The sequence below is a fragment of the Colwellia sp. BRX8-9 genome, from assembly GCF_014077245.1.
Lineage (GTDB): Bacteria > Pseudomonadota > Gammaproteobacteria > Enterobacterales > Alteromonadaceae > Colwellia_A.
This window is the reverse complement of record NZ_JACGVN010000005.1, coordinates 68,915-94,321: the sequence shown is the minus strand read 5'-3', so window position 1 is coordinate 94,321 and position 25,407 is coordinate 68,915. Positions and strand designations below refer to the sequence as shown.

Here is a 25,407-nt window from a genome sequence, read left to right as displayed (position 1 = left end):
TGTGAGCAGAAAATTACCTGAAAAATGGCAATCTTCAATTCAAGCAGTCAAGGCGGTGCAAGTTGCTTTTGATATGGATGAAAAAATTCAATTAGCAATTCGTACTCAAGCATTACATGCAGGTCTGAGTCCATCAGACCAAATTCGTGATATTCTTGGCCTACCAACGAATAAAAGACCTAAACGACCTCGTTTAACCGTAAGTTTAGGACAAGATGATTACCAAATATTAGCCTTAAAATACGGCCTTTCTCCTGAACAACAACTTGAAATAAAGCGTAAATTAATGGATGATTTAATTCTACATGTTACGCAAAACAATAATAGTTAACTGCAAAAATGAAATTATAAACATTATGATGATGCGCCATAGACTTAAACATTACACTATCGATGAATTTGGTATTAAGAATTATAAATCTCGATATATATTAATCTTAACAATATTGACACTCTATTTGATTATGGCTGGAGCAGCGAAACTGTTACTGCATTTCGAATTACCCGCACCTACGGCCAATATAAAAACATATAATGATGCTTTCTGGGCGCTACAAGTGAGCTCTAGTACCATAGGTTATGGTGATTACTACCCTGTAACTACAGGTGGCAGGGTCGTTGTTATGTGTATGTTCTATATTGGTGTTGGATTAATGAGTTTTATTGGCGCGCAGTTTATTAATCGTTTTTTTGGATTTTCTAACACAGACGTTAAAAATAGAGAGTTGCGCCGACAAAATAAAGAAATACTTGATCATAATAAGCAACTCGAAGTGAAAATTAATTTATTAGCCAATAAAATTGAAGAAGTTATTCACAAATCAACCAAGTAAATATTAATAAATAATGTGTAATAAATTTATTATATTATGCCATACTTGTCTTTTAAATATAATAAAAGGGAAAACACTATGTTAATTAAAACTATTGCTCTAGCAGCACTTATCATGACAGCAACAGGCTGTGCTAACACTGACGCTTTAGAAGCAAGTGTAAGTAGCCTAAACCAAAAGGTTGATACACTAACTAATAAAGTTAATGCCTTAACGGATGAAGTTGCCGATGTAAAAAGTCAGCAAACAATGAATACAGAAACAATAGAAGGTGTTAAAACATCTGTTGCTAATGCTAATGAACGCATGGATAACATTGCTTCTAGCTACAAAAAATAACGGTTAGACCATAGGTCTATTAAATAAAACACGAGATTGATTATATCAGCCTCGTGTTTTTTTATGCCTGCTATTTTCGTATCAACAAACTATGACTATTGGCGTGCAATGATGGACAAATGCCTTGAAGGACAGGCTGTCTAAGAAGTACCATTATCGACTCTTACATCGACATAAAGGAGTATCAAGACCATCTGACTATATGAATGCCTAGAAATGGCCATACCGTTGTGAACATCGTCGTTCCTTGCCATCTCGGTCACTGCTCCTGCGTTACTCTAATTTTTGCATCCATGCAGTCACAGCATCACGACATACCGTAGACGTGCAGAGATACACTAATGCCTAAAAAGACAGGATGTATGAGAAAGACCATCCTGAACATAAAAAGCCAGTTACTTTTCAGTAACCGGCTTTCATTTTCTGTTGATTAATACCAACATATACTAGTACTTAGCTAGCTACTTTTTCTTTCACCCAAAAGCTTGAGATAAAGGAAATTAAACCAATTAAGAAAAACACGCCGGCAATTTCACGTAGCCAATAAAATATTGAAAGTTTATCTTGAGTTACCATAAAACTTAACGCTTCACCACTTTCTGGTATACGCTGTAACCACACTTGTAATACACCAGCACCTGTTAAGAATAATGTGATGAAAACCATAGCAACAGTCATCAACCAAAATCCCCACATTTCACGTACTTGGGCACGATTACAATTAGCTTCACCGATACCACGTAACTTAGGCATAGCATATGAAATAATTGTCATTACGATCATCGCATAAGCACCATAAAAAGCCATGTGACCATGAGCAGCAGTAATTTGTGAACCATGGGTATAGTAGTTTACTGGTGCTAATGTATGTAAGAAGCCCCAAACACCTGCACCTAAGAATGCCATTACTGACGTGCCTAATGCCCAGAGTGTCGCAGCCTTATTAGGGTGCTCACGGCGACGGCGATTAACCATGTTAAAGGCATACAATACCATCGCAAAGAATGGTAAAGGTTCTATTGCTGAGAATACAGAGCCCACCCACTGCCAATATTCTGGAGTAGTTAACCAGTAGAAATGATGACCTGTACCTAAAATACCTGAGATTAACGCCATTGCAATAATGACATACAACCATTTTTCAATAACTTCTCGGTCAACACCTGTTATTTTGATCAACACATAAGCTAAAATTGCGCCCATGATTAATTCCCATACACCTTCTACCCATAAATGAACAACAAACCACCAAAAGTACTTATCAAGTGCTAAGTTAGTTGGATTATAGAATGCGAATAAGAAGAATACGGCTAAACCAATTAAACCTGTCATCAACACCATGTTAATAGCTGTTTTACGGCCTTTTAAAATAGTCATACCTAAGTTAAACAAAAAGCCTAAACAAACAATAACAATACCAATTTTTGTGATAGTAGGCTGTTCAAGGAACTCACGTCCCATCGTTGGCCATAATTCATTTAACGTATAGTGAGCTAAAGTTGAATAAGGGACTAATAGGTATCCTAAGATAGTTGCAACACCTGCGGCGGCAAATATCCAGAACAAGATAATAGCTAATTTAGGACTATAAAGTTCAGTTTCAGATTCTTCTGGAACCATATAATAAGCAGCGCCCATAAACCCAAATAATAGCCAGACTATTAGTAGATTGGTATGCACCATACGTGCTACGTTAAAAGGAATTGCGCCAGCAAGAAAGTCACCAACAACATATTGTAACCCCATAACTAAGCCAAATAGAATTTGGCCAACAAAGAGTATTAATGCAAAAATGAAATAAGGTTTTGCGACCGCTTGAGATTGATATTTTAAAGTGTTCATCGCATTATCCTTCAATATTCGGTGGCCAGTCATTAGTATCTAACTCTGACGTCCACTTCAAAAATTCTGCTAAGTCATCAATTTCTTTATCGCTAAGATGAAAGTTTGGCATTTGACGACGGCCAGGGATATTTAACGGCTGAGCTTTCATCCAACCATTTAAAAAGGCTTTAAAGCCCGCTTCACCGCCACGGCGTTTATAAACATTACCGAGTTCAGGTGCAAAATAAGCCCCCTCACCTATTAATGAATGGCAACCGATACAGTTATTCTCTTCCCAAAGTTCTTTACCGTGAGCAACAGCTTCGGTAATATTTTCACGGTGATCCCTTTCAGGCATCACTTTGGTGGTGTGGTAGGTCAAAGCTAGAAATATTAAGAAGAAGAATACGCTTCCTCCATAATAAATATTCCGAGCCATGCCTTTAGTAAAACGCTCTGACATGGTGTTTTCCTTAGTAAAAACGATAATAAAGCTTGAGGATAATAAACCGCTCTTAAATAAGGAGACTTGATTTCTATCAAGTTTTAAAGAATGTGTAATAATTTGTGACTAAAAAAAAGGTAAGTATGCGTTATATCAAAAAAGTGGAAGTTTTTTCGCCATTGCCCTAGAAACATTTAGCATTCCCAGCAAAACAAAAGCGGCATGCATAGTAACAAAGTAAATGATCATCACCATTAAAGACACTTCAAAAGCATCAGTTGTTAGTAAGACAACAAGCGGAATTACGATAATAAAAAAGCCGGCTAAAATAGACAATTGAATGGAGCGGTATAGATGAATACATTGCCAGCCTTTCTGGTGCTTTTTTTTAATAAATAACCATATTAAAATTAAAAAAGACAGGCCAGGTATAAGTAATAAATTCATCAAAAATAACGATTGATAAATAATAGCATCTCGGCCATCTTTGGCTGAATGGTGTTGGTTCGATGACTGCTCAACTGAATTTTTCATATAAACCTCTCTTAACTAAAAGTAACACTATTGTTTAGGTCAATGATTAATCTGAATAGACCGCCCAACGCCTTAAACATCACTACAAAAGATAAATTACACAAATAACAGCAGGAATTATAAATACATAGCCAAGTAATAATATCCGCCACATTTTAGGCGCTGTGCGAAGTTCCATGAAAACATCGGTAATTTGCTGCCCTTTAAGGAAAACAATTAATAATACAAAAGCAATTAAGTACTCTGGGGATTTTATAACCTGTCCGATATAAACTGAACTAAAGGTCAATATAATTAAAAGTAGCCAACTTATAATTGTTTGTTTCAAAGTGATCATAGTGTCATTACCGCCTCTTTAAATAACATAGATAAGTGGAAACAAAATAATCCATAACATATCAACCATATGCCAATAACTTGCACCCGATTCAAAGCCAGAGACGTCCTCTTGATAAGCACCTTTCTTAGCATTTACGCCAATAATAAGCAGAATAACCATACCTAAAAGTACATGCATAAAATGGAAGAAGGTAATAAGAAAATACAAAGTAAAAAAAGTATTTGTCTCTATATCAATGCCTATATTGAAGAGAAACTGATATTCCCAAATTTTTACTGCTAAATAAATACAGGCAATAACTTGTGAAATGACGAGTAAGTTAATTGATTGTTTAACTTGATGAAGATGAATAGCTCGAACAGATAAAGCAACAAATAAGCTGCTGGTGATTAAGGCAATCGTATTAATTAAACCCGCAATCGGGTGAAGCTTAGCTTTACTCGCAATGAACATATCACTATGTAATTGCTCAGTAATAGCAAAGCCAATAAAAAATATAGCAAAGACAGTAAGTTCAGCAAGAATAAAAAACCACATGGCTAAATCACCCGGCAGTCTTTTATTAACCATATTGTCAGCTACTTTAACCTCGCGAAGTTCTAAAGTTTTTGAAGTAATAACGCTGTTACTCATCAAAGTAAATTCTAGCAACATCCATTAAAGCATTAACCGTATCAATATCATCTGATAATGGTTCGGCTAAACAACAACGACAAACTTCGATAGGATTCATACCACTTGAAACCATTTTCGCTGCATAGATTAACAAACGTGTTGAAGCAACTTCATCGAGATCGTTTTTTTCTAAACGACGTAAAGCTTGGGCAAGTTCAACTAATTTAAAAGCTAAATGGGGATCAACCCCTGCTTCTTTAATTAAAATTTCTTGTTCTAATTCCGCAGTAGGGTATTCAAAGCGCAGTGCCACAAAACGCTGACGTGTACTTGGCTTCATACCTTTCAATAGATTTTGGTATCCGGGATTATAAGAAACAACCAGCATAAAACCGGGGGCGGCTTCTATTAACTCACCGGTGCGTTCAAGGGGTAATACGCGACGGTCATCAGCTAATGGATGCAATACAACGGTTGTGTCTTTGCGTGCTTCAACGACTTCATCTAAATAACAAATGCCGCCTTCACGAACAGCCTTTGTTAACGGACCATCTTGCCAATAGGTGCCGTTGGGACCAATTAAATGGCGACCTACTAAATCAGCAGCGGTTAAGTCATCGTGACAAGAAACAGTATAAAGGGGTTTATTGAGTTTTTCTGCCATATGGGCAATGAAACGCGTTTTACCACAACCTGTTGGCCCTTTAATTAATACGGGTAATTGATGGTGATAGGCATATTCAAATAAGGAGACTTCATTCTTTTGTTCTTTATAATATAAAGAATCGTCAGTTTTGGTCGAAGGTTTAAGATTAACGGTGTTCATAAAAACTCAAAGGCGTAATTTAACTTAACGTTAAAATACGCCCTAAATGAGTTAGCTGCAAATTTGAATGGACCTTAGTTGATTCCGATCAATTGAGCATGAAAATAGCGATTAATTAGCCAAAAATTGCGCGCATTAAACCGATAGCTTGTTCAACACTTTTACCATTTTTAACCTGAATAATAATTGAGTCACGTTTACCCTGCAAGTACGCTGGAAGATCTTCTGAGGTAAGCGCTTTGTCCACTAATATTTCAGCTGACTCTTTACTACGTTTTTTAGGCGTCGCCTTTGACTTCGACTTCGCTTTATTAAGCATTTTTTCACGTAACTTAATGTAGTTTGAATTTGGTGCTAAGTCAGCATCAGCAAATAAAAACAAATCAATTAATACCGCACGATTTTTCCAAAGAATAAGTTCACGATTCTCTTTGTTGCCAGTAGCTTCATCTTGAGCGCTTTCTTCGCCCTCATTTGCATCACTGTTTGCTTCAGCTATCTCTGGTTGTGCTTGATGCCACCATGCAAAAGTACGCATAGTACCAATCATGTCATGCCAGTAAGATGAAAAATCTGTGTTTTTTAGTTTAGCAATCGATAAGCCTTGGCAAAGAATATCAATTTTATTGTTATTTAATGCAATAAATTGATCCGGTCTGCGCATCGCTAATAGACGTGTAGCTACCGCTAAAGGCGCTTTTTCGCCTTGGGCTTTTGTTTGCGTATATTCTTTAAAAATTTGTTGGAAGTCGTTAACAAAACTTTGGTAGTTTGCATGACTTACTTCTCCAGTTAAAGGAATGTGCGCTAATGCTGCATCAAACTTTTCTGGCGACTGCTCAAGCAAGGTATGAAAAACTTTTGCACCTTTAGTGCCCGCAAACCATTCAACATCAAAATTATAAATGCTGTAGTCATGCTGAGTTGTGTGCTTACCAGAAAAAGCTAAACGGTCTTCAACAATTAAGTCTGCTAAAGGTTGTTGGCGAATTTCGTCAAGATAATTCAATAAACGTAAACGTTCATCTAAAGCATGAATCGTGCTTTGTTGTTCAATAAAACTGGCAAATATTGGCCAAGGAGCAATTCTAGCCATTTTAAACTGACTAAGCGTAAAGCCAGCTTCAAGAATATCTTGTAGCTTCTTAAGCGGTAAAAGTTGCTCATCTTCTAAAAGATCCTTATTAAGTTCTTCACGACATAGTCGGGCCAACTCGCCACACCAGCCCAGAAAATCATCTGGACGATGTGTCACTTTAACCGCCATTAAATTTAGGCTCAATGGCGTGACATATTTAAGGGCATTTTGATAAACCTGATTTTCAGCATCAGACAAGGGCATATTAACAGGTGAAGATAACAACTTTCTCATGAAACTATATAAACTCCGTATAAGGAATTATCACTAATAATACGGTTAAGCATAGATTAGAAATAATATAAAAAAAGCGTGAAAAATCCACGTTTTTATTAGGTATTGCAATTAAGTATATCGATTATAGCAAATGAGGAGTGTTTTGTTGATTTAATCTGCGAAAAAAAACGCTAGCCAACTTTAATCTTTATGCATCTACACCGCCCAACTTATAATTAGCATCGATAAAGCATAGCGTGTAGTTAAACGGAACGATAAAAGTGACGTGTAATGATTAGTTTTCAACAGCACTTTATTATAAGTTATTATTCTGTTAATTTAAGTACAGAGCTCTTCGTAGTTAAGTTATCCCGTGGCAAGACGAGATAAATATACCCGAATGTTAAGGATGACAAATGCATCGCATAAAAATAATTTTACTTTTGATATTATCTTTTGTTTTTCAGCCTGTTCAACTACATCTATAGATGGCTCAAAATCTGATATTAAACAACACATCAATATTCCTATTAATTACAATTTATTTGAACAAACAAAAATAGCGCCATTAAATGAGCAAGAGCTGTTTTACCTAACGCAAGACCAACAGAAAAAAGTAAAAATAGATTTTGAGAAAAAAGTAGCTACGGGCTATGAACCTCACCAAGCACTCTATCAGATACTTAACGAGAACATGGCCAATTTTACCTATTATGGTGAAACATATAATGCCACTACCGTAATGCGTCTTAATAAAGGTAACTGTATGAGTTTGGCCATTTTAACAACTGCTTATGCTAAGCTTTTGGGGTTGTATTTCTCATATCGTAATGTGTATACCTTACCGATTTTTTCTAAAAAAGAAGATGTTATTTTGTCATCTTCGCATGTACAAACAGTAATTTATGATCCTTCTTTTGTTGCTGATGATAACTTTTTCTATTTTTCTCCCTCCGGTATAACCATTGATTACTTCCCAAATAAAAATAATCGTAGAGGAGGAACGTTTTCTTATAATACCTTTGTAGCTATGTATTATAAGAATATAGCTGCTGACGCTTTAGCTGATAAAAATTTAGCGAAATCCTTTATGTATGCTAGTACCACCTATAAATATGACACTAAAAATATCGAAACAATTAATTTATTAGCCGTTATTCATCGTAGGGCTGGCGATGTAAAAACGGCAGAAGCAATCTACAAAATAGGTATAGATAGAGGAAAACCAAACATAGCACTATTAAGTAATTATATTATGCTACTTAAGTCTCAACAGCGAATGGAAGAAGTGAGTTTTCTGCAAAGTAAGATGGAAGAATTAGACGACCCTAGCCCCTATAAATCGTTAACTCAGGCTTATGTCGCAACACAAAACAATGATATTAAACAAGCAGAAAGACACTTTAAAAAAGCATTGAAGAAAGCGCCCTATTTAAACCAAGCCTATATGGAACTATACCGTATTTACATAAAGCAACAAAAAATGGAGATGGCCCAAGCTATGTTAGTTAAAGCACTGGAGTGGACCTATGAGCTTGATGAAAAAAAGCTCTATAATATTAACCAAAGCATTGCTAGAAATATCTAAACGGTAATATTGGTAAATATCGAGTGTAGTTGATAATTTATCGTATCAACCTTTAGGAAGCGATATGACAGCTTCAACTCCTGCGACATTTTCTCTGTTTTTTAAGGATAAAAGTCCATCATGATTAAATAATATTTGTTTGCATAACGTTAAGCCAATACCACTGCCTTGTGGTTTTGTCGTATAGAAAGGGACAAATAAGTTATTTTTGTTAGCTATCCCGCTACCTGAATCACAGACGTGAATGTGAAAATATTTATCATCCTCATGACAAAACACTTCAATTATTTTATCTGTGCTACGAGTTATCTGCATGGCTTCTTTGGCGTTTTTAAAGACATTTATAAAGACTTGCTCAAGCTGAGCTTTATCTGCGTAAATATTTACCTGCTCTAAATCAATAGAATTATCTGGAAATAGAATACGACAATCATTAAAGAGCGCAATACAATGGCTAATAAAGCCTTGCAAGGCAAATCTACTTTTATTGGGTTCAGGCAAGTGAGAAAGCTGACTATAGCTGGCAATAAAGGAACTAAGCGAACTTGCTCGTTCGTTAATAATATCAACCCCTGTTAATAAAGACTCGCGATTTAAGGCTTTCTGCCCATCTTGTAATTTAGAACTTATCGATTGGCTAATACTAGAGATAGGTGTTAACGAATTGTTCATTTCATGACTTAAAACACGCAATAAACTTTGCCAAGATTTTCGTTCTTTTTCTAATAATAATCGTTGTGCTGAGGTGATTAAAAAGAGTTGATGTTGCTTGCCTTCACTTAAAAAGTATTCTTTAAAAAGGAAGTGTTCACCACTAAGCTGGGGGTGTTCAAAATCAATAATTCCGCTTTGTGCTTCACTAATAACTTTCCCTATCACTAGGCTTGTCAGCAATAAATGAGCGTGTTGAGACATATCTATTTGTAATAATTTTTGGGCCGAATCATTTGCCAATACAATCCGACCTTGTTCATCAACCGCTAAAACCATTGCATCCATTTGTTGCATTATTCGCTCAAGTAACTGCCGACTCTCTTTCGCTTCAATTTTACTTAATGCCAGTGTGTCTGCGAGGTTATTAACGAGAGTGAGTAGTTCTTGAAAAGCCTTATTTTCTTGCTCTCGGCCACGTAAACTATAATCGCCATCAATCATTGATTCCAAAATATTGGCCAAGGTTCTTATTTGTTGCTGAGAACGTTGCTCAGAAATGACAACAATAAAAACAGCAATTAACGCCAAAATAATAAGTATAAAAGCAATTAAATAAGCAGACACATTGGCTATATAAAGTGCTACGGTCGTTATAAGCAAACAAGGCAAGCACAAAAACAGAGCTAGCAAGCTATGATCATTTTTTTGTTTTCGTTGTTGATTAGTCAAGGCCGTGTTTACTCATACGACGATAAAATCCACTGCGACTTAACCCTAAAGATTTGGCCGTTTCTGTGGCGTTACCTCGATGATGTTTCAAACGGCTGATCATTGATATTTTTTCTATTTCATTTAAAGATAATGACGAATAATTAGTGAGTTTATCACCTCTATTCTCATCAAGTTCACTTGCTGAAGGATGAATATCCTCAAGTAATAAATCTCGTCCACCTATCACCGATTTTTTACAGGTAAAAAGTAGTTTTTCCATAAGATGGCTTAGCTCACGAATATTACCCGGCCAAGTATGCTGTTGTAACTTTTTAACAGCATCCGATGATAACTCAGGGGCGACAATATTATATTTAGCACTAAAGCGTTGTAAAAAATAATGGGCTAAAGGCTCAATATCTTCAATTCGTTCGTGCAATGAAGGTATACGTAGTTGAATGGTATTTAAACGGTAAAATAAATCTTGTCTAAATTGCTGTTCACTAATAGCTTTTGCCAAATCACAGTTGGTGGCTGAAATAATACGTACATCCGCGCTCAGTGATTTACTACTTCCGACTACTTCAAATTTTTTTTCCTCTAATACTCTTAATAACTTAGCTTGTTGAGCCATTGGGATATTGGCAAGTTCATCCAGAAATAACGTGCCTTGCTCTGCCATTTCAAAACGGCCAACCCTGTTTTCTTTAGCGTCTGTAAATGCCCCTTTTAAATGACCAAACATTTCGCTTTCAAATAAGCTTTCTGGAATAGCGCCCATATTTACTGGAACGAAAGAATTTTCAGCTCGCGATGACTGTTGATGCACATAAGAAGCAAGCATACTTTTCCCCGTGCCATTGTCACCGGTAAGTAAGATACTCATATCACTTTTTGCGAGTTCTTCTAACGATGACAACAATGTTTTCATTACGGGTGATTGCGCAATAATGCCATTATTTTTAGGAAACGATTGTGAGCGGAGTAGTTTATTTTCTTGATTGAGTCGGTTGAGCTTTTTATCGATACTGGCTAATTTCAATTGCGTATTAATAGCGCTTAGCATACGTTCATTGTTCCACGGTTTCTGGATGAAATCTTTTGCGCCGGCCCGCATAGCATCAACTGCAATATCAATAGTTGCCCAGCCGGTCATAACAATAATAGGCAGAGTTTCGTCAAACTGTTGAATAGCCTCAACTAACTGTAACCCTTCACCACCAGAAGTGGTGTCTTGTTGAAAATTCATGTCAATTAAAACGAGATCTACACTTTCACGCTTTAAATTTTCCAAAACAGCTTCTGGCGTGGTCATCGCTAAAATATCAAAATTCTCTTCTGATAACATATATTTTAAGCTGGCAATAATATTGAGGTCATCATCAGCAATTAAGATTTTATTATTTTTCACAGTATTATAGTTACACCATTAATTAATATTAGTCTATCGCCCTAACATTAAGGGCGATAGCTTTTCTTCCTTCGTCTTATTCGTAACGAAGAGCTGAGCTTGGTTCCATTTTAACTGCTCTGGTCGTTGGTGCATATATCGCTAACATTACAATAGCAGACAATCCGATAACTACCGTTACTGCAAGAACCACATATAAATACGTTGGAAATATACCTTCCGACATTTTATTAAAACCAAAGGCAATTAATACAAAAATGATTAAGGCTAAACCTAATCCTTTAATTAATTGTTTCGCACCTTGTTTCATAAACATATTCACAATACTTTTATCGGTAGCACCCACTGCGCGTCTAATACCAACTTCATGAGTACGTTGTGCCACCGAATTAGCGGTTAAACCATAAATGCCAACCAGTGCTAACATTAGGGCAAAGAAGCCTGTACCAAAAGTGATATTAGACGTTAATTGCATTACATCACTCATCATACCTCTATTTTTCTCTGCCGGTTCAACCGCATAAAAGAGATCAATATTTCGATCTATTTTATACAAGGCTTGATAAAATATTTCTTCACTATTAATTAATTCACCTTCTATTAGGTAAAAAAAGTTTTGAAAAGCCGTCATAAATTGTAACCCTGAAGTATAAACTTCATCAGCGCTATCAAGCTTACCGAGCATGGTTTTAGGATTCATGCGATTTGTTACAACGCCTACTATAAATAGTTTTTCGTTTTTTTCATCGATCTTAAGTTGAAAGCTTTTACCAATGACAGATTCTCCTGGCCAGTATCGACTCGCCATTGATTGACTAATCAAAGCGACTTTACGATTACCTTCTTTGTCTTGATGATTTAAGAAGCGCCCATCAACCAAGTTAACACCAATAGTATCTGTTTTCCCTATCACACTTAGCGTATCAACAGATGGCTTACTTTTTTCATCGGTGTAATCAATTCCCTCAAGTGTTAGGGGAAAATTTCCAAGCCAGTTGTTCATAACGACACCCGCAACGCGAGGGTGACTTTTGATGTCTGTCATTAGGTTTTGATAAAAAGCAATTTGCTGCTGTGGTTCTGCATACTTATTTTCAGGTAGGCTGAGCCTAGCTCTCATCACATTAGTGTAATCATCTCCCGTTTCTAAATTAACCAGTTTATTGGATATATACCCTGACATCGAGCCAATAAGCATTAATATCGCGACAAGAAATACTTGAGTCGTCACTAAGAATCTTGATAAACGCCCTGCTTTTTTACCTTGTGCGCCTCGAGTTCCATCACGTAATGTTGTATTAATGTCTTGATTGGCAGAGCGCCAAGCGGGTAAAAATGAGGATAAAAAAATTGTCACTATAGTAAAGGCGGCCGCCATTAATAGTGTTTCTTTGTCCATACCCCAACGCCACCAAAATACTAACGTTTTGGAGTTCCATGAATGCAATATAATATCGGTGTAATGTAAAGCTGCACCTACAAGTAAAACCGACAAAACGCCACCTAATAAGGTAATAATAACGCCTTCCCACATTAACTGACTAACTAAACGAGTGTTTGATGCGCCTAATGCTGCTCGTATCGCGGTTTCTTTTTGACGTTCTATAGCCCGAGCAAGTAAAAGATTTCCAACATTGATACACGCAAGTAATAGGATCATCCCAGCGATCACATTTAAAAAGGTAAAAATTACCGTACCTTCCCCTCCCATTTGCGCAAAAGGAAATGACCAGAAACGTACTGACTTATCACCTTTTTCTAAATCGTATTGTGTAGCATTTTGTTGATAAATCGTATTAATTTGCTGGCTTAAGGATTGTTCAGCTTTAGCTCTACTGATATCAGGTTTAATACGACCGTAAAGATGAACATTATTAGGATTGTTCGCTGTCTTTTTTATGAGTGATTGTTCTATCGGCAGCCAAATATGACTCGAACCAGGAAAAAGATACCCATGGGGCATAACACCAACAATTTCGGTAACAATATCATTCACAATAATAGTCTTACCAATAATGTCTTTGCTAGATGAATAATCACTCGCCCAAATCTGAGTGCTGATAACTGCAACTGGAGAAGCACCTGCTTCTATATCTGCAGCTTGCAATGTTCGACCTAGCGCTGCTTTTGTACCACTGAAATCAAAAAATCCTTGGTCAACATAAGTCCCGTAAACATTCTTTCCACTATCTTCAAAAGACAATCTAAAATCTTGTTTATCATAAATACCAAATTCACTGAGTACTGTTTGTTTTTCCTTTATCATAAAGAATTCATAGGAAGTCCATAACTGAAATTCACCATTAAATTCTGCATTAACCGACAGCATGCTTTCGCCGTTAGGTAAGTCTAAGTCTTTATGCATGGTTGAATACAAAAATGAAAAGGTGAATAAGCTGATGGAAAGCCCTCCAACAAGAACAGCTAAAGTCATCGCAGTGAACTTAGGCGACTTAAAAAGTAATCTAAAGGCATATTTGATATCAATAAATGTAGACATGTATCCTCCTAACCTACCACTAATGTAGGTGCAGGCATTGAATCTGCATTGTTTTTTATGTTGATATTATCGGCAATTAAACGGCCATCAAACATCTCTAAACAGCGGTCTGCTCTTTTTGCAGAAGAAGGATCGTGTGTCACCATACATATTGTCGCTCCTTCTTGGTGAAGTTTATCAAGCAAGGCTAATACAGCTTCAGCATTTCTTGAATCTAAATTACCGGTTGGTTCATCAGCAAGAATAATTGCGGGGTCGTTAACTAAAGCACGAGCTACAGCGACTCGCTGTTGTTGACCACCAGAAAGCTGTGATGGGAAATGATCTTTTCGGTGAGACATTTCAACTTTTTCTAATACCTGCTGTACTTTGCCCTCTATTTCACTTTTTGATAAACCTTTTTGATACGTTAACGGTAGCATCACATTTTCAAAAACCGTCAAATCGGAAATTAAGTTAAATGACTGAAAGACAAAACCAATTTGTTCACTGCGAATTTTTGCTCGTTGATCTCTTGATAATGATGAAACATCAACACCATCTAGTTCATAAGTGCCATGGGTTGGAGAATCAAGTAAACCTAAAAGTGATAATAATGTAGATTTACCACAGCCAGACTGTCCACTTAATGAAATATACTCACCCTTTTTAATCGTTAAATTAACAGTATCAATAGCGCGTGTTTCGATTTCTTCAGTCAAAAACCTTTTACTGATTTCTTTCAATTCGATTAATGTGCTCATTTTTATTTCCTTTAATTTGTCTGTTACTCTTATCTTCATAAATAATTATTATTAGTTAATCATCACTTCTTGATGCTCTTGCCAACTCGTTGTATCGGAAATAATAATTTCATCTCCAACGTCTAAACCAGAAAGTATTTGAATTTGGTTGACTGAACTCTGCCCTAACTTCACCTTTTGTTTTTGAGCAAATTTTTTATCATTAATCAATTTATATAAACCTGCATCACTATAACGAGGGGCAAATACCGGACGTTGGACATAAAGTGTATCCGCAATATCACTTACCTCAATTAAACCATCTACCGTTAAATCAGGTCGGGCATCATTAGGTAATTCACTATTTAGCTGCACATCAATTTGAACCATGCCAGTATTTACTGCCGGGTCAATACGAATAACTTTACCAAAAATTTTATTACTTCTCGTATCAACAACAACGGCTTGACCTAATGCAATATCACTCACTTTATTTTCTTGTACTTGAAGCTCAGCAAACAACGAACGTTGATCCGCAATCAAAGCGACACTACCACCAACTTGAACTTGCTCTCCTAACGCAAGAGAAACCTGCTGAACCACCCCATTAGTTGTCGCTTTTACGGCTAAAGCATCGACTTGATCTCTAATACGCTGATAGTTATTTTCAACTAAGCCCAATCGTGCTTGTTGAGCAGTTTTAGAGGCAAGTAAACTCGCTTTCATTTTTTCAACTTTTTGCATTTGTGATAGCCAGTATTGATTTTGTTGCTTAACGGCCAGTTGGCTATGCTGATAATCAAGCGCTGATACGGTGGCATTTTTTTGCGCGATTAATTGTGTTTCAGCATCAAGTTTTAACTTGCTGATTTGGTAACTATAGTCAGCTTCAACGACTGAATTTTCTAAATCAAGCAATTGAGATTCAAGCGCAATATAAGCAGCATAATTTTCTGCTTTTTTTGCTTCGTATTCCCAACGGGCTTTTTCTAATTCACGGTGTAATTCAGGGTTAGAAAGTTGCATCAGCATCTGCCCTTTAATGACATGAGCGCCTGCTTTTACAAAGGCTTGTTCAACACGACCAGAAACTTGTGCTGAAACCCAACGAATATAGACTGGTTTTAAAACCCCTGTTGCGCGAACATTCACTTGAAAACGACCTTGTTCAACAACAGCGGTCACTAATTCATTTTGTTTAACAATAAAAGAAGCATCGCCCATCACACTTTTTAATTTATACGTTGCAAAAGCTAACATCAGTACAACGGGTACATACCAGTACTTACGCCACAAAGGTATTATTTTTTTTTCTCGTTGGATATCCATACGCTGATGATTTCATTTTATTAAGTAATAATTAAGTAAGGTAATACAAGGGACATGCCAACTTCAAAAAATACGTAAGCAGCTGTTATTTAATAACAAAAAAATTCAATCAATTGCTTTAGCATTAAACTGTGTCGAAAACGACACAAAGTAAAAATTAAGATGTGGCATTTATGGAACAAGCTAAAACGCGACCCCATCAAAAAATAAATCCTACTGTGAATAGGTCTTCAATTTTTGGTATATTTACTCTTTTATATAGATTTTTAATATTAACTCAAGCTGTTATCATAGAGTAAATTTCAATTTATTAAGATAAGTAAAGTAGATGTCAATAAAACCCTTAGCGCGCGTTACGGTAGAACCAAAATCAACAGCCACATCATGTGTTATTTGGCTACATGGACTTGGCGATTCAGGTGATGGCTTTGCACCGATTGTTCCTGTATTAAATTTACCAAAAAATCATGGTATTCGTTTTATTTTTCCGCATGCTCCTGAGCAAGCGGTAACAATTAACCAAGGCTATGTGATGCGTTCTTGGTACGATATAAAAAGTATGGACTTGCATAATCGAGCTGATATGGCTGGCGTACTTGAGTCTGAACAAGCCATTCACGCGCTTATTCAACAGCAGATAGATTCTGGTATTGCTGCCAATAAAATAGTACTAGCAGGTTTTAGCCAAGGTGGCGTTATTAGCTTATTTACCGGTCTTAGGTACCCAAAAGCCTTAGCGGGCATTATGGCTTTGTCATGTTACCTACCAACCGCAGATAAATTGCCCGACAACTGTCACTTCGCCAATAAGCAAACTCCTATTTTGCAAAACCATGGTGAGCAAGATGACGTAGTACCAATGAGCTCGGGAAAAATGGCCAATCAACTATTGATTGATGCTGGATATAATACAAAATGGCAATCTTATCGTATGCCTCACAGCGTATTACCGGAACAACTTAGCGATATTTCAGCTTGGTTAGTGAATACCTTATTAAAGTAATTAAGCTATAAATTAACTCAATAAAAATAAAGCCGGCATATTGTCGGCTTTATTCATTTAGGTCAGATAAGAAATAACACGTTAGTTATGAACGACCAACCCCTGACATTAACCCCTTGACTTTCATATCTAAAACTCTCTTTACCATTCACAGTGGCTATCCAGATTGGCCAAAACTCAAAGTGATTTTTTAATGGGTGAATAATTTATGCGCGTTATTTCAGCCAAATTTTTAACAAAGCATTATTTAAATAACATCGATGATTTAAAGTGACTACTACTACTACTACTACTACTACACTTAGCAACACGTATTTAAGCTTGGCAAGATTGGTTTTTACAACCTAATGCTTAAACGCCAACAAAACAAGACATGCTGTTTGAGCTAGTATCTATCATTGCTAAAGCCGCCACTGGAGAGTTAGGCATAGCTTTGCTCCCTAAGTTTCTTATTCGAAATCAGCTTGATAAAGTAGAGTTTTTACCGGCACTCGACTTACCTTTAACAAACAGTTTTGGATATTATTGGGTTACTCCCTTTGAACAAATAACTTACCCCCATAATCGCTTTCATAAAATGGTTCTTTATACCGGCTAAAAGCTAAAAAGTCAGTGTTCTGTCATTCAAAGCTATAATAAAATCGCTCATTGCCATAGCGCCCTGATGCCCTAATGCCGTGTAACAAGAATGTCAATGAACAGCCATCCTGAATATAAAAAAGCTCCAAAGTTGCACTTTGGAGCTCAGTAAATAACCCATTGCTAATAATGTTTATAGCGGTGTTAAAGTTTAACGGCGTTAATTTCTGCGTTATCGTTATCAAGTGCTAACTTATAGCCAAATGATACATGATGGTAACGAGCGCTTGAATAATCATCATGTATCGCGAAGCCAAAGTTATATACTGCACCTGCGGCAATACTGACATCACCCACTTTGTCAGATTTAAGCTTACGTTTAATGACCACAGACCAAGTACCATTTTTCAATGACGCTTCAACTTCCGCGCCTTGACCTCCATGCATATTACGTTCAGCTAATATTTGACCATCTTCAACTTCTTTGCTGCCAGATTTATAGCGAACAATATCCATGTATTTATTTTCAGCTTCCGCAGCATCAATATCACTCTGGCCTTTCAATTTATCCCAACCACCCAATGCTTTATCACCACGGCCTTTTATTTCTAATTCAGTACGCGACTCTTTCAAGTACTTAGTAACACCTGAATTTAAATTTAAGCGTGTAGCGATATCTGAGCCGATGAGTTCCTCTTTTATCGGCGCATAAGGCATAGAGTTAGCGTCAGCATGGCAGGTTGCCCAACACCCAGCACGGTCAGCATATTCAACATCGTCCGTTGCTAACATAAAGGCTAACTTCATTGGGTTATCAGGATCCATTTTACCCCCTTCAACAAACGGAACTGGCGCATGATCACCGTCAGCCCAACTAAACCTCAAATATAAGCTTTCATCATCATGGCTAGCATCAATTGTTACGGGGAAACTTCCTCGCTTACCCGGTATTATGTTTGGCTCAAGTTCCTTCTCACTTTTACCTGAAACAATATTTTCACCAATATCAGCAATTTCTTTACCATGACATTCAATACAACGGTCACCTTTACTAAAAGCACGTTTACCACCATGTGAACGGCCTAATATCCATTCTAACGATGCAGTTCCCGGATAAAAAACGCTAATATCTGTGGATTTTGCTTTTGACCAATCAACATTAATCGTGCTGCTAGAACTCGTCGCTAAAGCATTATCAGTTATTGCTTTATTAGCGGTTGAATTAGTACCTGCATTGGTTAATGCTGCTTGAACTGCTTGTTCAATTTTTTCATCTATCTTCGCTTTCTCAGCAAGCTCTGCTTCCTTGATATCTGCAGCATCTTTGGATTCTTTTGCTTCTACTCGCGCTAAACCATCAAGGTACATTTGCGGTACTTCGCGAATAAATTCAGGGTTTGGTGCTTCAAGAGCTTCAAGTGCTTCATCTGACAATTGATCTCTCACACCATGGTGAGCAATACCTTTATGACAATCAATACAGGTTTGCCCTGTTTCAAATGCATTTAAATGCTGCTTGCGAGCCCGAGGTTTTTGATATTCTGGATTCATAGACTCAAAATTATGACAATTCCGACATTCTCGTGAATCAGTATTTTTCATCGCTTTCCAAACGCTCTGAGCAAGTTCAAAACGATGTTCATTAAATTTTTCTTTGGTATCTAATTTACCCGTTAACCAAGAGAATACTTCTTTAGAGGCTTGTATTTTACGCACCACTTTGTGGATCCAAGGTCTAGGTACGTGACAATCAGGACAACCCGCTCTTACGCCAGTTCTATTTGAAAAATGTATGGTGGGTTTATATTCCTGATAAACATTGTCTTCCATTTCGTGACAGCCGATACAAAACTCTGTGGTGTTTGTTGCTTCCATCGCGGTGTTAAAGCCACCCCAAAAAACAATACCGACAACAAAAAAGAGCACAGCTCCGGCTACTGTTGTACCCAGCAGGAGTCGACGAGACCAAAAGCTAGGTTTAGTTATTGTGTTATTTACCATAATTAACTCGTAGGAATAAAGCGAAAAATTAAACAAAGAGTGCGAGTACAACGGCTGTTGCACTCGCATTATTAGTCAAATGACTAATTAAGTTTTGTGGTTCATACGATTATGAACGTTAAACTTACCAGTAGGCGTTGTTAAACCCTTGATACGATGTAACTCTTTAAGCGTTTTTGCATCGTAAATTACAATCTCACCCGTAGGGTTTCTAGCATCTTTACGATTCCAAACAGATACCCAAACTTCAGTACCGTCATCATTAAACTCCATATGCAGTGCCGCTTTACCTGGCTCGGTTGTTACACGGATAGTTTTAACGATTTGGTGAGTATCTTTATCAAATACTTGTACTGATTGTTGAACTTCTGGCTCAGGATGTTTCAACTGATCAGCCCAAACATATTGTGAAGTTTCATGAGTACGGATAAATGCACCAGCACCATCTGTTTCAACTTCATAGCAAAGTTTCCAAGCTTTATCAGGATGACCCATAGGATCATTGCCCCATACTGATACTAGGCCAACACCTAAGTGAGTTGTGCCACCAACAGGACCACATTCTTTATCAATCCAGTTAGCGCCAGGACCAGGATGCGGTAATGCATCAACTTCAATCATCGCTTCTAACTTACGTTCAATAGTATCAATCACAACCATTTTATTTGAAGCATTAGCCGCAATTTGGAAGTAACGACCAGAGGGATCAAAGAAACCATCATGCAAAAATTCTGCTGAAGCAATACTAGTAATGGTTAAGTTATCTAAGTCTGTATAATCAACTTGTAGCATTTGACCAGTTTCTTTAACTGCCACGATAAATGAAGACGTTAAAGGCGAAGTGTAAATAGCAGCTACACGTGCTTCATTGATGAATTCACCTTTAGTATTGTAACCACGAGTAGATACAACTTTAAGTGGGTTTAATGTTACTGCATCCATAATAACGAAATGCGCAGGCCAGTAACCTCCAGCAATTACGTATTTTCCATCGCCAGAAACTGCGATATCACGAGCGTCATAAGCCATTTTAGTTTCAGCAACTAACATTTTGTCAGGCGTTTGCCATAAATCAATTTTATTTACTTTACCGTCACGACCAATGGTGTACCAAAAACGTCCAATATCTTTTGCATGGTCAACTTTATGATGTTCTGTACCTTTAATGACATGTACTGCGTAACCCGTATCGAGGTGTGCAATAATTTTCTTAGTATCACCATCAATAATGGCGGCAGTACCTGCGTCACGCTCGATAACAACAAAGAAGTTTTTCCAATTTAAACCATGCATTGGTTTAGTTGGATAATCTTTCGGTGCTACATATTCTTTGGTGTAAGAGCGCATTTGCGCTAAAGACATTTCTGGAGGAATAGGTGGTTCCATCTGAATGAAGGTCGCTAAATTAGCTATTTCTTCTTTACTGAATAAATCGTCAAAGTTATTCATACCACCTTCAGTACCTAAAGAAATAATCTTCTCTAAACGTTGCTGGCCTTTTTTTAAAGTATTTTCAGGCTCTAAATTTTTGCCTGTTGCGCCTTTACGCAAAGTACCATGACAACCAGCACAGCGTTGAAAGTATTGTAATTTCGCTTTATCAAAGTCAGCCTCAGACAAAGTCGGCTCTGTTGCTGATACAGACAGACTAATACCAGTAACGGCCATTCCTATTGCTAAACCAAGTGCTGACAAGCCATATTTAATTATTTTCATCGTCATTCTCCAGATATTTTTACGAGCTTAATGTTTTGGATAATTCTTATTTTTTCAGTGTTCTACTCTAATTTTATTTTTATTTTTATTAGAATTTCGGTTATTTCGCTTTAATAAAAGTCGAAACTGAAACACCAATAAACAAATTCGTCGTTGTTAACGTTCTGGTCTACGCGCTTTATTATTGAAAGCAACTTAAAATCAATTACAAGAAAAAGTGTTAGTCCAGTAAACAAATGTAACTATTCATTACTTCAGGAATAAATAACCTGATTCAGATCAAGTTTTAAAAGTTTTAGTCATCAATGAATTTGCAACTTGATCAAGGTCAATAAATTAGGCGTTTTTAGAAGACTTAAGCTATTTTCGTATTAGAATCACCACAGAAACCAACTACTTAACCACATTAATTTTAGGGGTATTATTTATGAATAACCGCACTAAGTCTTTACTATATGCCGCCATTATTGGTTTGATTATTGTTGCTATTTTTTTAGGCTTTTTATCAAGCATGGCCAATCCAGTTTCTTGGGTATTAATTGTTGTGCTAGCACTGGTACCTTTGATTTATAAGAAAACGAATCAAAGCAATCAGCTGGAGTGGCAAGAAGAATATAGCGTCGGCATTGAAAGTTTAGATAATGATCATAAAAAACTGATTAACTTACTTAATCAGTTCACTACTGCCTATGACTATGCGATGAGTGAAGATTTTGAACGTCAAGCATTGAGTAATTTAATTGCTTACACAAAATATCATTTTGAACGAGAAGAAAATTTACTTGTTGAGCATAATTTTATTGATGTTGAAGCCCATAAAAAACAACATAAGGTGATGATAGCTCAAGTTGAATCATTCGTTAGCTTGTATGATGAAAAAGGTCATGACGCACTATCTGAAGTCAGTAGTTTCTTAAAAGAATGGTTAATTAATCATATCAATGGCACCGACAAAGAATATACCCAGTGCTTAACAGCACATGGCGTAAAGTAAGAAGTATCCAAAAATATTACTCAAAAGAAATCTCTATTATTGTAGAAATTATTGCTAGTGATCGGCCGCTTTATTACGTTTATTTATCACCTAAAGAATAGTGTTTCAGAGTAAAAGCAATAAAGGTTCAATTTAAGCCTTGTTGATTTTACACCAGGGTAAGGATTATTCTCACTCAATGTATTGACGAATAAAACTCAACACACATAGCCTGAGTGTTGCCTTATTTTAACACTGCTGCCTGACTCTCCTACTGCATCGATATAAACAGAAGTGTCGATAACATCGATGCAGAGAATGATAATGCAGGCACGCCACTGCACTATTTCGTACCTTGATGTAGCTATTCAGTTTTTTATCAGAAGCAAAAAACTGATCGTTGACGAACAAAGATACACTCATCCCTTGAAAGATAGGCTGTCTAAAAATAGCCATCATGAACATAAAAGCCTATTCATAATAGGCTTTTTATTCATCTTAAGTTCTTGTGTTAATATTTTTCTAACTTAAGCTACCAAGCATACTTGATTTGTACTGAGCCATTAATGCCCGCCGCAGCTAAGGTATCTAATAGTGGATCATTCGCTTCAAATCCGTTTATGTCAGACCAATGAGCGTATTTTTTGTCCGTTATATTATATATTGCTGCAGCTAAAGTTATTTTATCGCTAAGACTGTAATTAACCACCAAGTCAAACGTTGTATAGCCAGACGTTGTAGCTAACTTATTGTCGGGATCATCAATATCTGATTTTCCATCAACTAAGCTGGCATTAAATGCAATAGATGCATTTTCATCAGCACTTAACCACTGCACACCAAGTAGAGCATGATTGGGTTGTATTTCATTTAATGGTTGCTCTGTATCTTTATTTTCACCATCGCTCCAAAATAAATTACCATAGGCAGTTATACTATTATTGCTATTAAAAACATTATCAAATTTACCTTTGTAGCTAAGTTCAACGCCATAGATTTCTGCATTATCAATATTTTGAGATTGAAATATTAATCGTTGCACCGCTGGATCAAACCCTAAGTTAACTTTTGTTTGAATAAAGTCTTTATAATCATTTAAAAAGCCAACCAAGTTAAATGTATGTTGTTCAATATCAACGCTATAACCTATTTCATAGCCATGAGTTTTTTCAGATTTTAAATCGGCGTTTGGAATGGCTCGCATTTTAAACATTGGAATGTCTAAACCAATATTAGCGTCTTCAAAAGGGGGAGCTCGAAAACCTTTAACGTATTGAAGATAGACTTTGCTGTTATTATTTATTTGATAAACAACACTCAATTTAGGTGAAAAACTATCTTCACTGATATAAACAATTTCAGTAGCAGGATTATCTTCTAAATACATAACATCAGGTTTAGGTGTTAATTTATAACGATCATAACGAATCGCCGGAATAATGGTGAAATTAGTACCCTCTATGGCAATTTCATCATTAATATAAATACCTAACTCTTTAACCTCTGAAATAGGAAAGTCTCTTACAGGAAATACCTCAGATAAAATGTTATTTGTTGACACACCTGTGGCTATATTAGTTTGTACACCGTTTCGCATTTCTTTAGTTTTACTCTTACTTAACTCTAAGCCATAACCAATATGCTGAGTGGTACCACGAGTATCAATATTAGTATAAAAATTAAACCTTAATCCTTGCACTTCTTGTTCATAAAAAAAGTCTCTGTCATAAAGGTACTCTTTACCCCTAGATACCCTGCTTTCATCAGTGAGTTGTTGTGTTTCAGTATTTTGATCATAAAGTCGAATATAACCACCTTCTAACCAATCATTTTCTAAAACAAAATCATAAGTTACTAAAAAATTTTCGCGAACAGTTTCATCATCACCTAGTAATAAATGAGTTGACTCAAAACGCCCTAACCCCAAAATTGCACGCATATCACTTTGGCTATCACGTGAAAAGTAATCATAACTAAAACTGATTTCTTGGTTGTCTGATATCTCATAATAGTACTTAGCAAGAAAAGACTGAGTTTCGTTATCTTGAATATCTTTAGCTAAATCTGTTGATGTGTTGTGATCAAACTCATGGCCTTTGCGCAAAGACCCTGAAAATAGCGCACTAGACTTACCATAAGCAAAAGCTGTATTTAAAGAAATAGCCTTACTGTCATCAATTGAGTAATAACCTGTTTTTAACCCCAAATAGACATCTTTGTCTGTTTGGCTGAGTAAATCAGATGGTTTTTTAGTCACATAAGAAATCACCCCACCTATCGCATCGCTGCCATATATACTTGACGCAGGCCCTCGTAGAATTTCAACTTGTTTTATCAAATCAGGGTCGATCATGTTTCTGCCTGAGTTTGAATAGCTACCGACATTAAATTGTTCTGCAACCGGTACTCCATCTATTTCTGTTGCAATACGATTACCGGAAATGCCACGAATCGCAATATTTGAATCACCGAAGCGACTGCCAGAATTAATAACATTGATACCCGCTTGATAACGAACAAGATCAGCGATATCGTGCACTAATTGTTTATCGATTGTCTCGCTATTAATGACTGAAACAGCACCGACAACGTCTTGAATTTTTCGTGGTGTTTTCCCAATAATAACGAGAACTTCAGTTTTTTCATCAATGCCTTGATGAATAACATCGTTGTTGTTTGCTATAGCAAAATGTGACGGTAATAAAATAGCTGTTAACGCTATATTAATTAATGACTTTTTATACATGTTAACTTCCTGTATGACCATAAAGTAGTAAAAGTGCTTTAATAATTCATCAGCAAAATTTTTGTATTTTATCCCAATACAAATAAAATAATTCAACTGCCAAGTACATTATTTTGAAAATTCCAGCACTTCATATGAGTAATGTGGCGATTATAAATTAACGAAAAAGAAAAATGATGATCTTAAACAATACATACATACACAATGGTTGGCTGGAAAGGCTATTTGTTAAAAATTAGATCTACATCATGTTTTGAGATAAAGAAGGATGTTTATAGCTTATTTATTTAACATAAAATGCAATTCATCTCTTTGTTCTTTGAATGATGGTCATTACAGGAAAACGCTATCAAACGACAATATA

22 protein-coding genes and 1 pseudogene are annotated in these 25,407 nt (G+C 36.4%); 7 read left to right on the top strand and 16 right to left on the bottom strand.

The genetic code is table 11. The features are described from left to right. Position 1: 1 nt before the first annotated feature. The 3 genes from H4J70_RS05765 to H4J70_RS05755 all read left to right on the top strand — a co-directional run bounded on the left by H4J70_RS05765 (position 2) and on the right by H4J70_RS05755 (position 1,172). Positions 2–331, top strand: a complete 330-nt coding sequence (locus H4J70_RS05765) for a hypothetical protein (RefSeq protein ID WP_182216467.1) — start codon at positions 2–4, stop codon at positions 329–331. A gap of 25 nt (positions 332–356) precedes the next feature. Then, entirely contained in the window at positions 357–833 is a 477-nt protein-coding gene (locus tag H4J70_RS05760) for a potassium channel family protein (protein WP_182250768.1), read from the top strand. A 78-nt stretch (positions 834–911) separates the two neighbouring features. Further along, positions 912–1,172: an LPP leucine zipper domain-containing protein gene (locus H4J70_RS05755; protein ID WP_182216463.1), complete on the top strand. Its 261-nt coding sequence runs from the start codon at positions 912–914 to the stop codon at positions 1,170–1,172. Between the two features lie 453 nt (positions 1,173–1,625). On the opposite strand, the gene H4J70_RS05750 is transcribed toward H4J70_RS05755, so the two are convergent. The 7 genes from H4J70_RS05750 to H4J70_RS05720 form a co-directional block, all read right to left on the bottom strand. Next, the gene (locus tag H4J70_RS05750) at positions 1,626–3,014 is read right to left on the bottom strand and encodes a cbb3-type cytochrome c oxidase subunit I (protein WP_182216461.1); all 1,389 of its coding nucleotides are present in this window, start codon (positions 3,012–3,014) and stop codon (positions 1,626–1,628) included. 4 nt (positions 3,015–3,018) lie between these two features. Then, positions 3,019–3,459: a cytochrome c gene (locus H4J70_RS05745; RefSeq protein ID WP_146796219.1), complete on the bottom strand. Its 441-nt coding sequence runs from the start codon at positions 3,457–3,459 to the stop codon at positions 3,019–3,021. Between the two features lie 135 nt (positions 3,460–3,594). Further along, a complete protein-coding gene (locus H4J70_RS05740; protein WP_182216459.1) occupies positions 3,595–3,975 on the bottom strand; it encodes a hypothetical protein in 381 nt (126 codons plus the stop codon). Between the two features lie 82 nt (positions 3,976–4,057). Next, positions 4,058–4,312: a cytochrome C oxidase subunit IV family protein gene (locus H4J70_RS21000; protein WP_182216457.1), complete on the bottom strand. Its 255-nt coding sequence runs from the start codon at positions 4,310–4,312 to the stop codon at positions 4,058–4,060. Between the two features lie 18 nt (positions 4,313–4,330). Further along, on the bottom strand, positions 4,331–4,948 hold the full coding sequence (locus H4J70_RS05730) for a cytochrome c oxidase subunit 3 family protein (RefSeq protein ID WP_259364636.1): 618 nt from the start codon (positions 4,946–4,948) through the stop codon (positions 4,331–4,333). Continuing rightward, positions 4,941–5,756 (bottom strand): CbbQ/NirQ/NorQ/GpvN family protein, encoded by an 816-nt coding sequence (locus H4J70_RS05725; protein WP_182250767.1) that lies wholly within the window; start codon positions 5,754–5,756, stop codon positions 4,941–4,943. The genes H4J70_RS05730 and H4J70_RS05725 overlap by 8 nt, the downstream gene beginning before the upstream one ends. Before the next feature lie 115 nt (positions 5,757–5,871). Next, on the bottom strand, positions 5,872–7,128 hold the full coding sequence (locus H4J70_RS05720; protein WP_182216454.1) for a hypothetical protein: 1,257 nt from the start codon (positions 7,126–7,128) through the stop codon (positions 5,872–5,874). 391 nt (positions 7,129–7,519) lie between these two features. On the opposite strand from H4J70_RS05720, the gene H4J70_RS05715 reads away from it, so the two are divergent. Further along, on the top strand, positions 7,520–8,698 hold the full coding sequence (locus H4J70_RS05715; protein ID WP_182216452.1) for a lipopolysaccharide assembly protein LapB: 1,179 nt from the start codon (positions 7,520–7,522) through the stop codon (positions 8,696–8,698). Positions 8,699–8,743: 45 nt separating this feature from the next. On the opposite strand, the gene H4J70_RS05710 is transcribed toward H4J70_RS05715, so the two are convergent. From H4J70_RS05710 to H4J70_RS05690, 5 genes are all read right to left on the bottom strand, one after another. Next, positions 8,744–10,081 (bottom strand): PAS domain-containing sensor histidine kinase, encoded by a 1,338-nt coding sequence (locus tag H4J70_RS05710; RefSeq protein ID WP_182216450.1) that lies wholly within the window; start codon positions 10,079–10,081, stop codon positions 8,744–8,746. Beyond that, positions 10,074–11,474, bottom strand: a complete 1,401-nt coding sequence (locus H4J70_RS05705; protein ID WP_182216448.1) for a sigma-54 dependent transcriptional regulator — start codon at positions 11,472–11,474, stop codon at positions 10,074–10,076. Before H4J70_RS05705 ends, H4J70_RS05710 begins: the two co-directional genes overlap by 8 nt. Positions 11,475–11,550: 76 nt before the next feature. Continuing rightward, complete coding sequence (locus tag H4J70_RS05700) at positions 11,551–13,974, bottom strand: FtsX-like permease family protein (protein WP_182250766.1); 2,424 nt, start codon at positions 13,972–13,974, stop codon at positions 11,551–11,553. Positions 13,975–13,982: 8 nt separating this feature from the next. Then, the gene (locus H4J70_RS05695; RefSeq protein WP_182216444.1) at positions 13,983–14,717 is read right to left on the bottom strand and encodes an ABC transporter ATP-binding protein; all 735 of its coding nucleotides are present in this window, start codon (positions 14,715–14,717) and stop codon (positions 13,983–13,985) included. Positions 14,718–14,768: 51 nt separating this feature from the next. Further along, the gene (locus tag H4J70_RS05690; protein ID WP_182216442.1) at positions 14,769–16,025 is read right to left on the bottom strand and encodes an efflux RND transporter periplasmic adaptor subunit; all 1,257 of its coding nucleotides are present in this window, start codon (positions 16,023–16,025) and stop codon (positions 14,769–14,771) included. 328 nt (positions 16,026–16,353) lie between these two features. Here H4J70_RS05690 and H4J70_RS05685 point away from each other — a divergent pair, with 328 nt between their 5' ends. Both H4J70_RS05685 and H4J70_RS05680 read left to right on the top strand, forming a co-directional pair. Next, the gene (locus tag H4J70_RS05685) at positions 16,354–17,028 is read left to right on the top strand and encodes an alpha/beta hydrolase (protein ID WP_182216440.1); all 675 of its coding nucleotides are present in this window, start codon (positions 16,354–16,356) and stop codon (positions 17,026–17,028) included. A 373-nt stretch (positions 17,029–17,401) separates the two neighbouring features. Next, the gene (locus tag H4J70_RS05680; RefSeq protein ID WP_182250765.1) at positions 17,402–17,626 is read left to right on the top strand and encodes a hypothetical protein; all 225 of its coding nucleotides are present in this window, start codon (positions 17,402–17,404) and stop codon (positions 17,624–17,626) included. A 185-nt stretch (positions 17,627–17,811) separates the two neighbouring features. Here the strand turns inward: H4J70_RS05680 and H4J70_RS20610 are convergent, their stop codons facing one another. The 3 genes and pseudogenes from H4J70_RS20610 to H4J70_RS05670 form a co-directional block, all read right to left on the bottom strand. Next, positions 17,812–19,053, bottom strand: coding sequence for an ethylbenzene dehydrogenase-related protein (locus H4J70_RS20610; RefSeq protein WP_404842487.1), 1,242 nt, complete (start codon positions 19,051–19,053; stop codon positions 17,812–17,814). A gap of 3 nt (positions 19,054–19,056) precedes the next feature. Then, positions 19,057–19,608 (bottom strand): annotated as a pseudogene (locus tag H4J70_RS20605) (NapC/NirT family cytochrome c); the annotation flags it as partial. An 87-nt stretch (positions 19,609–19,695) separates the two neighbouring features. Then, positions 19,696–21,324: a cytochrome D1 domain-containing protein gene (locus H4J70_RS05670; protein ID WP_182216678.1), complete on the bottom strand. Its 1,629-nt coding sequence runs from the start codon at positions 21,322–21,324 to the stop codon at positions 19,696–19,698. A 427-nt stretch (positions 21,325–21,751) separates the two neighbouring features. Here H4J70_RS05670 and H4J70_RS05665 point away from each other — a divergent pair, with 427 nt between their 5' ends. Then, on the top strand, positions 21,752–22,318 hold the full coding sequence (locus H4J70_RS05665; protein ID WP_182250763.1) for a bacteriohemerythrin: 567 nt from the start codon (positions 21,752–21,754) through the stop codon (positions 22,316–22,318). A gap of 511 nt (positions 22,319–22,829) precedes the next feature. Here H4J70_RS05665 and H4J70_RS05660 read toward each other — a convergent pair. Next, the gene (locus tag H4J70_RS05660; RefSeq protein ID WP_182250762.1) at positions 22,830–25,043 is read right to left on the bottom strand and encodes a TonB-dependent hemoglobin/transferrin/lactoferrin family receptor; all 2,214 of its coding nucleotides are present in this window, start codon (positions 25,041–25,043) and stop codon (positions 22,830–22,832) included. Positions 25,044–25,407: the final 364 nt, after the last annotated feature.

Excerpts from the sequence above, each read along its gene's own strand:
- H4J70_RS05760 (WP_182250768.1), top strand. The coding sequence starts at position 357 with ATGATGATGCGCCATAGACTTAAACATTACACTATCGATGAATTTGGT.
- H4J70_RS05755 (WP_182216463.1), top strand. The coding sequence starts at position 912 with ATGTTAATTAAAACTATTGCTCTAGCAGCACTTATCATGACAGCAACA.
- H4J70_RS05750 (WP_182216461.1), bottom strand. The coding sequence starts at position 3,014 with ATGAACACTTTAAAATATCAATCTCAAGCGGTCGCAAAACCTTATTTC.
- H4J70_RS05745 (WP_146796219.1), bottom strand. The coding sequence starts at position 3,459 with ATGTCAGAGCGTTTTACTAAAGGCATGGCTCGGAATATTTATTATGGA.
- H4J70_RS05740 (WP_182216459.1), bottom strand. The coding sequence starts at position 3,975 with ATGAAAAATTCAGTTGAGCAGTCATCGAACCAACACCATTCAGCCAAA.
- H4J70_RS21000 (WP_182216457.1), bottom strand. The coding sequence starts at position 4,312 with ATGATCACTTTGAAACAAACAATTATAAGTTGGCTACTTTTAATTATA.
- H4J70_RS05730 (WP_259364636.1), bottom strand. The coding sequence starts at position 4,948 with ATGAGTAACAGCGTTATTACTTCAAAAACTTTAGAACTTCGCGAGGTT.
- H4J70_RS05725 (WP_182250767.1), bottom strand. The coding sequence starts at position 5,756 with ATGAACACCGTTAATCTTAAACCTTCGACCAAAACTGACGATTCTTTA.
- H4J70_RS05720 (WP_182216454.1), bottom strand. The coding sequence starts at position 7,128 with ATGAGAAAGTTGTTATCTTCACCTGTTAATATGCCCTTGTCTGATGCT.
- H4J70_RS05715 (WP_182216452.1), top strand. The coding sequence starts at position 7,520 with ATGACAAATGCATCGCATAAAAATAATTTTACTTTTGATATTATCTTT.
- H4J70_RS05700 (WP_182250766.1), bottom strand. The coding sequence starts at position 13,974 with ATGTCTACATTTATTGATATCAAATATGCCTTTAGATTACTTTTTAAG.
- H4J70_RS05695 (WP_182216444.1), bottom strand. The coding sequence starts at position 14,717 with ATGAGCACATTAATCGAATTGAAAGAAATCAGTAAAAGGTTTTTGACT.
- H4J70_RS05690 (WP_182216442.1), bottom strand. The coding sequence starts at position 16,025 with ATGGATATCCAACGAGAAAAAAAAATAATACCTTTGTGGCGTAAGTAC.
- H4J70_RS05685 (WP_182216440.1), top strand. The coding sequence starts at position 16,354 with ATGTCAATAAAACCCTTAGCGCGCGTTACGGTAGAACCAAAATCAACA.
- H4J70_RS05680 (WP_182250765.1), top strand. The coding sequence starts at position 17,402 with ATGCTGTTTGAGCTAGTATCTATCATTGCTAAAGCCGCCACTGGAGAG.
- H4J70_RS05670 (WP_182216678.1), bottom strand. The coding sequence starts at position 21,324 with ATGAAAATAATTAAATATGGCTTGTCAGCACTTGGTTTAGCAATAGGA.
- H4J70_RS05665 (WP_182250763.1), top strand. The coding sequence starts at position 21,752 with ATGAATAACCGCACTAAGTCTTTACTATATGCCGCCATTATTGGTTTG.
- H4J70_RS05660 (WP_182250762.1), bottom strand. The coding sequence starts at position 25,043 with ATGTATAAAAAGTCATTAATTAATATAGCGTTAACAGCTATTTTATTA.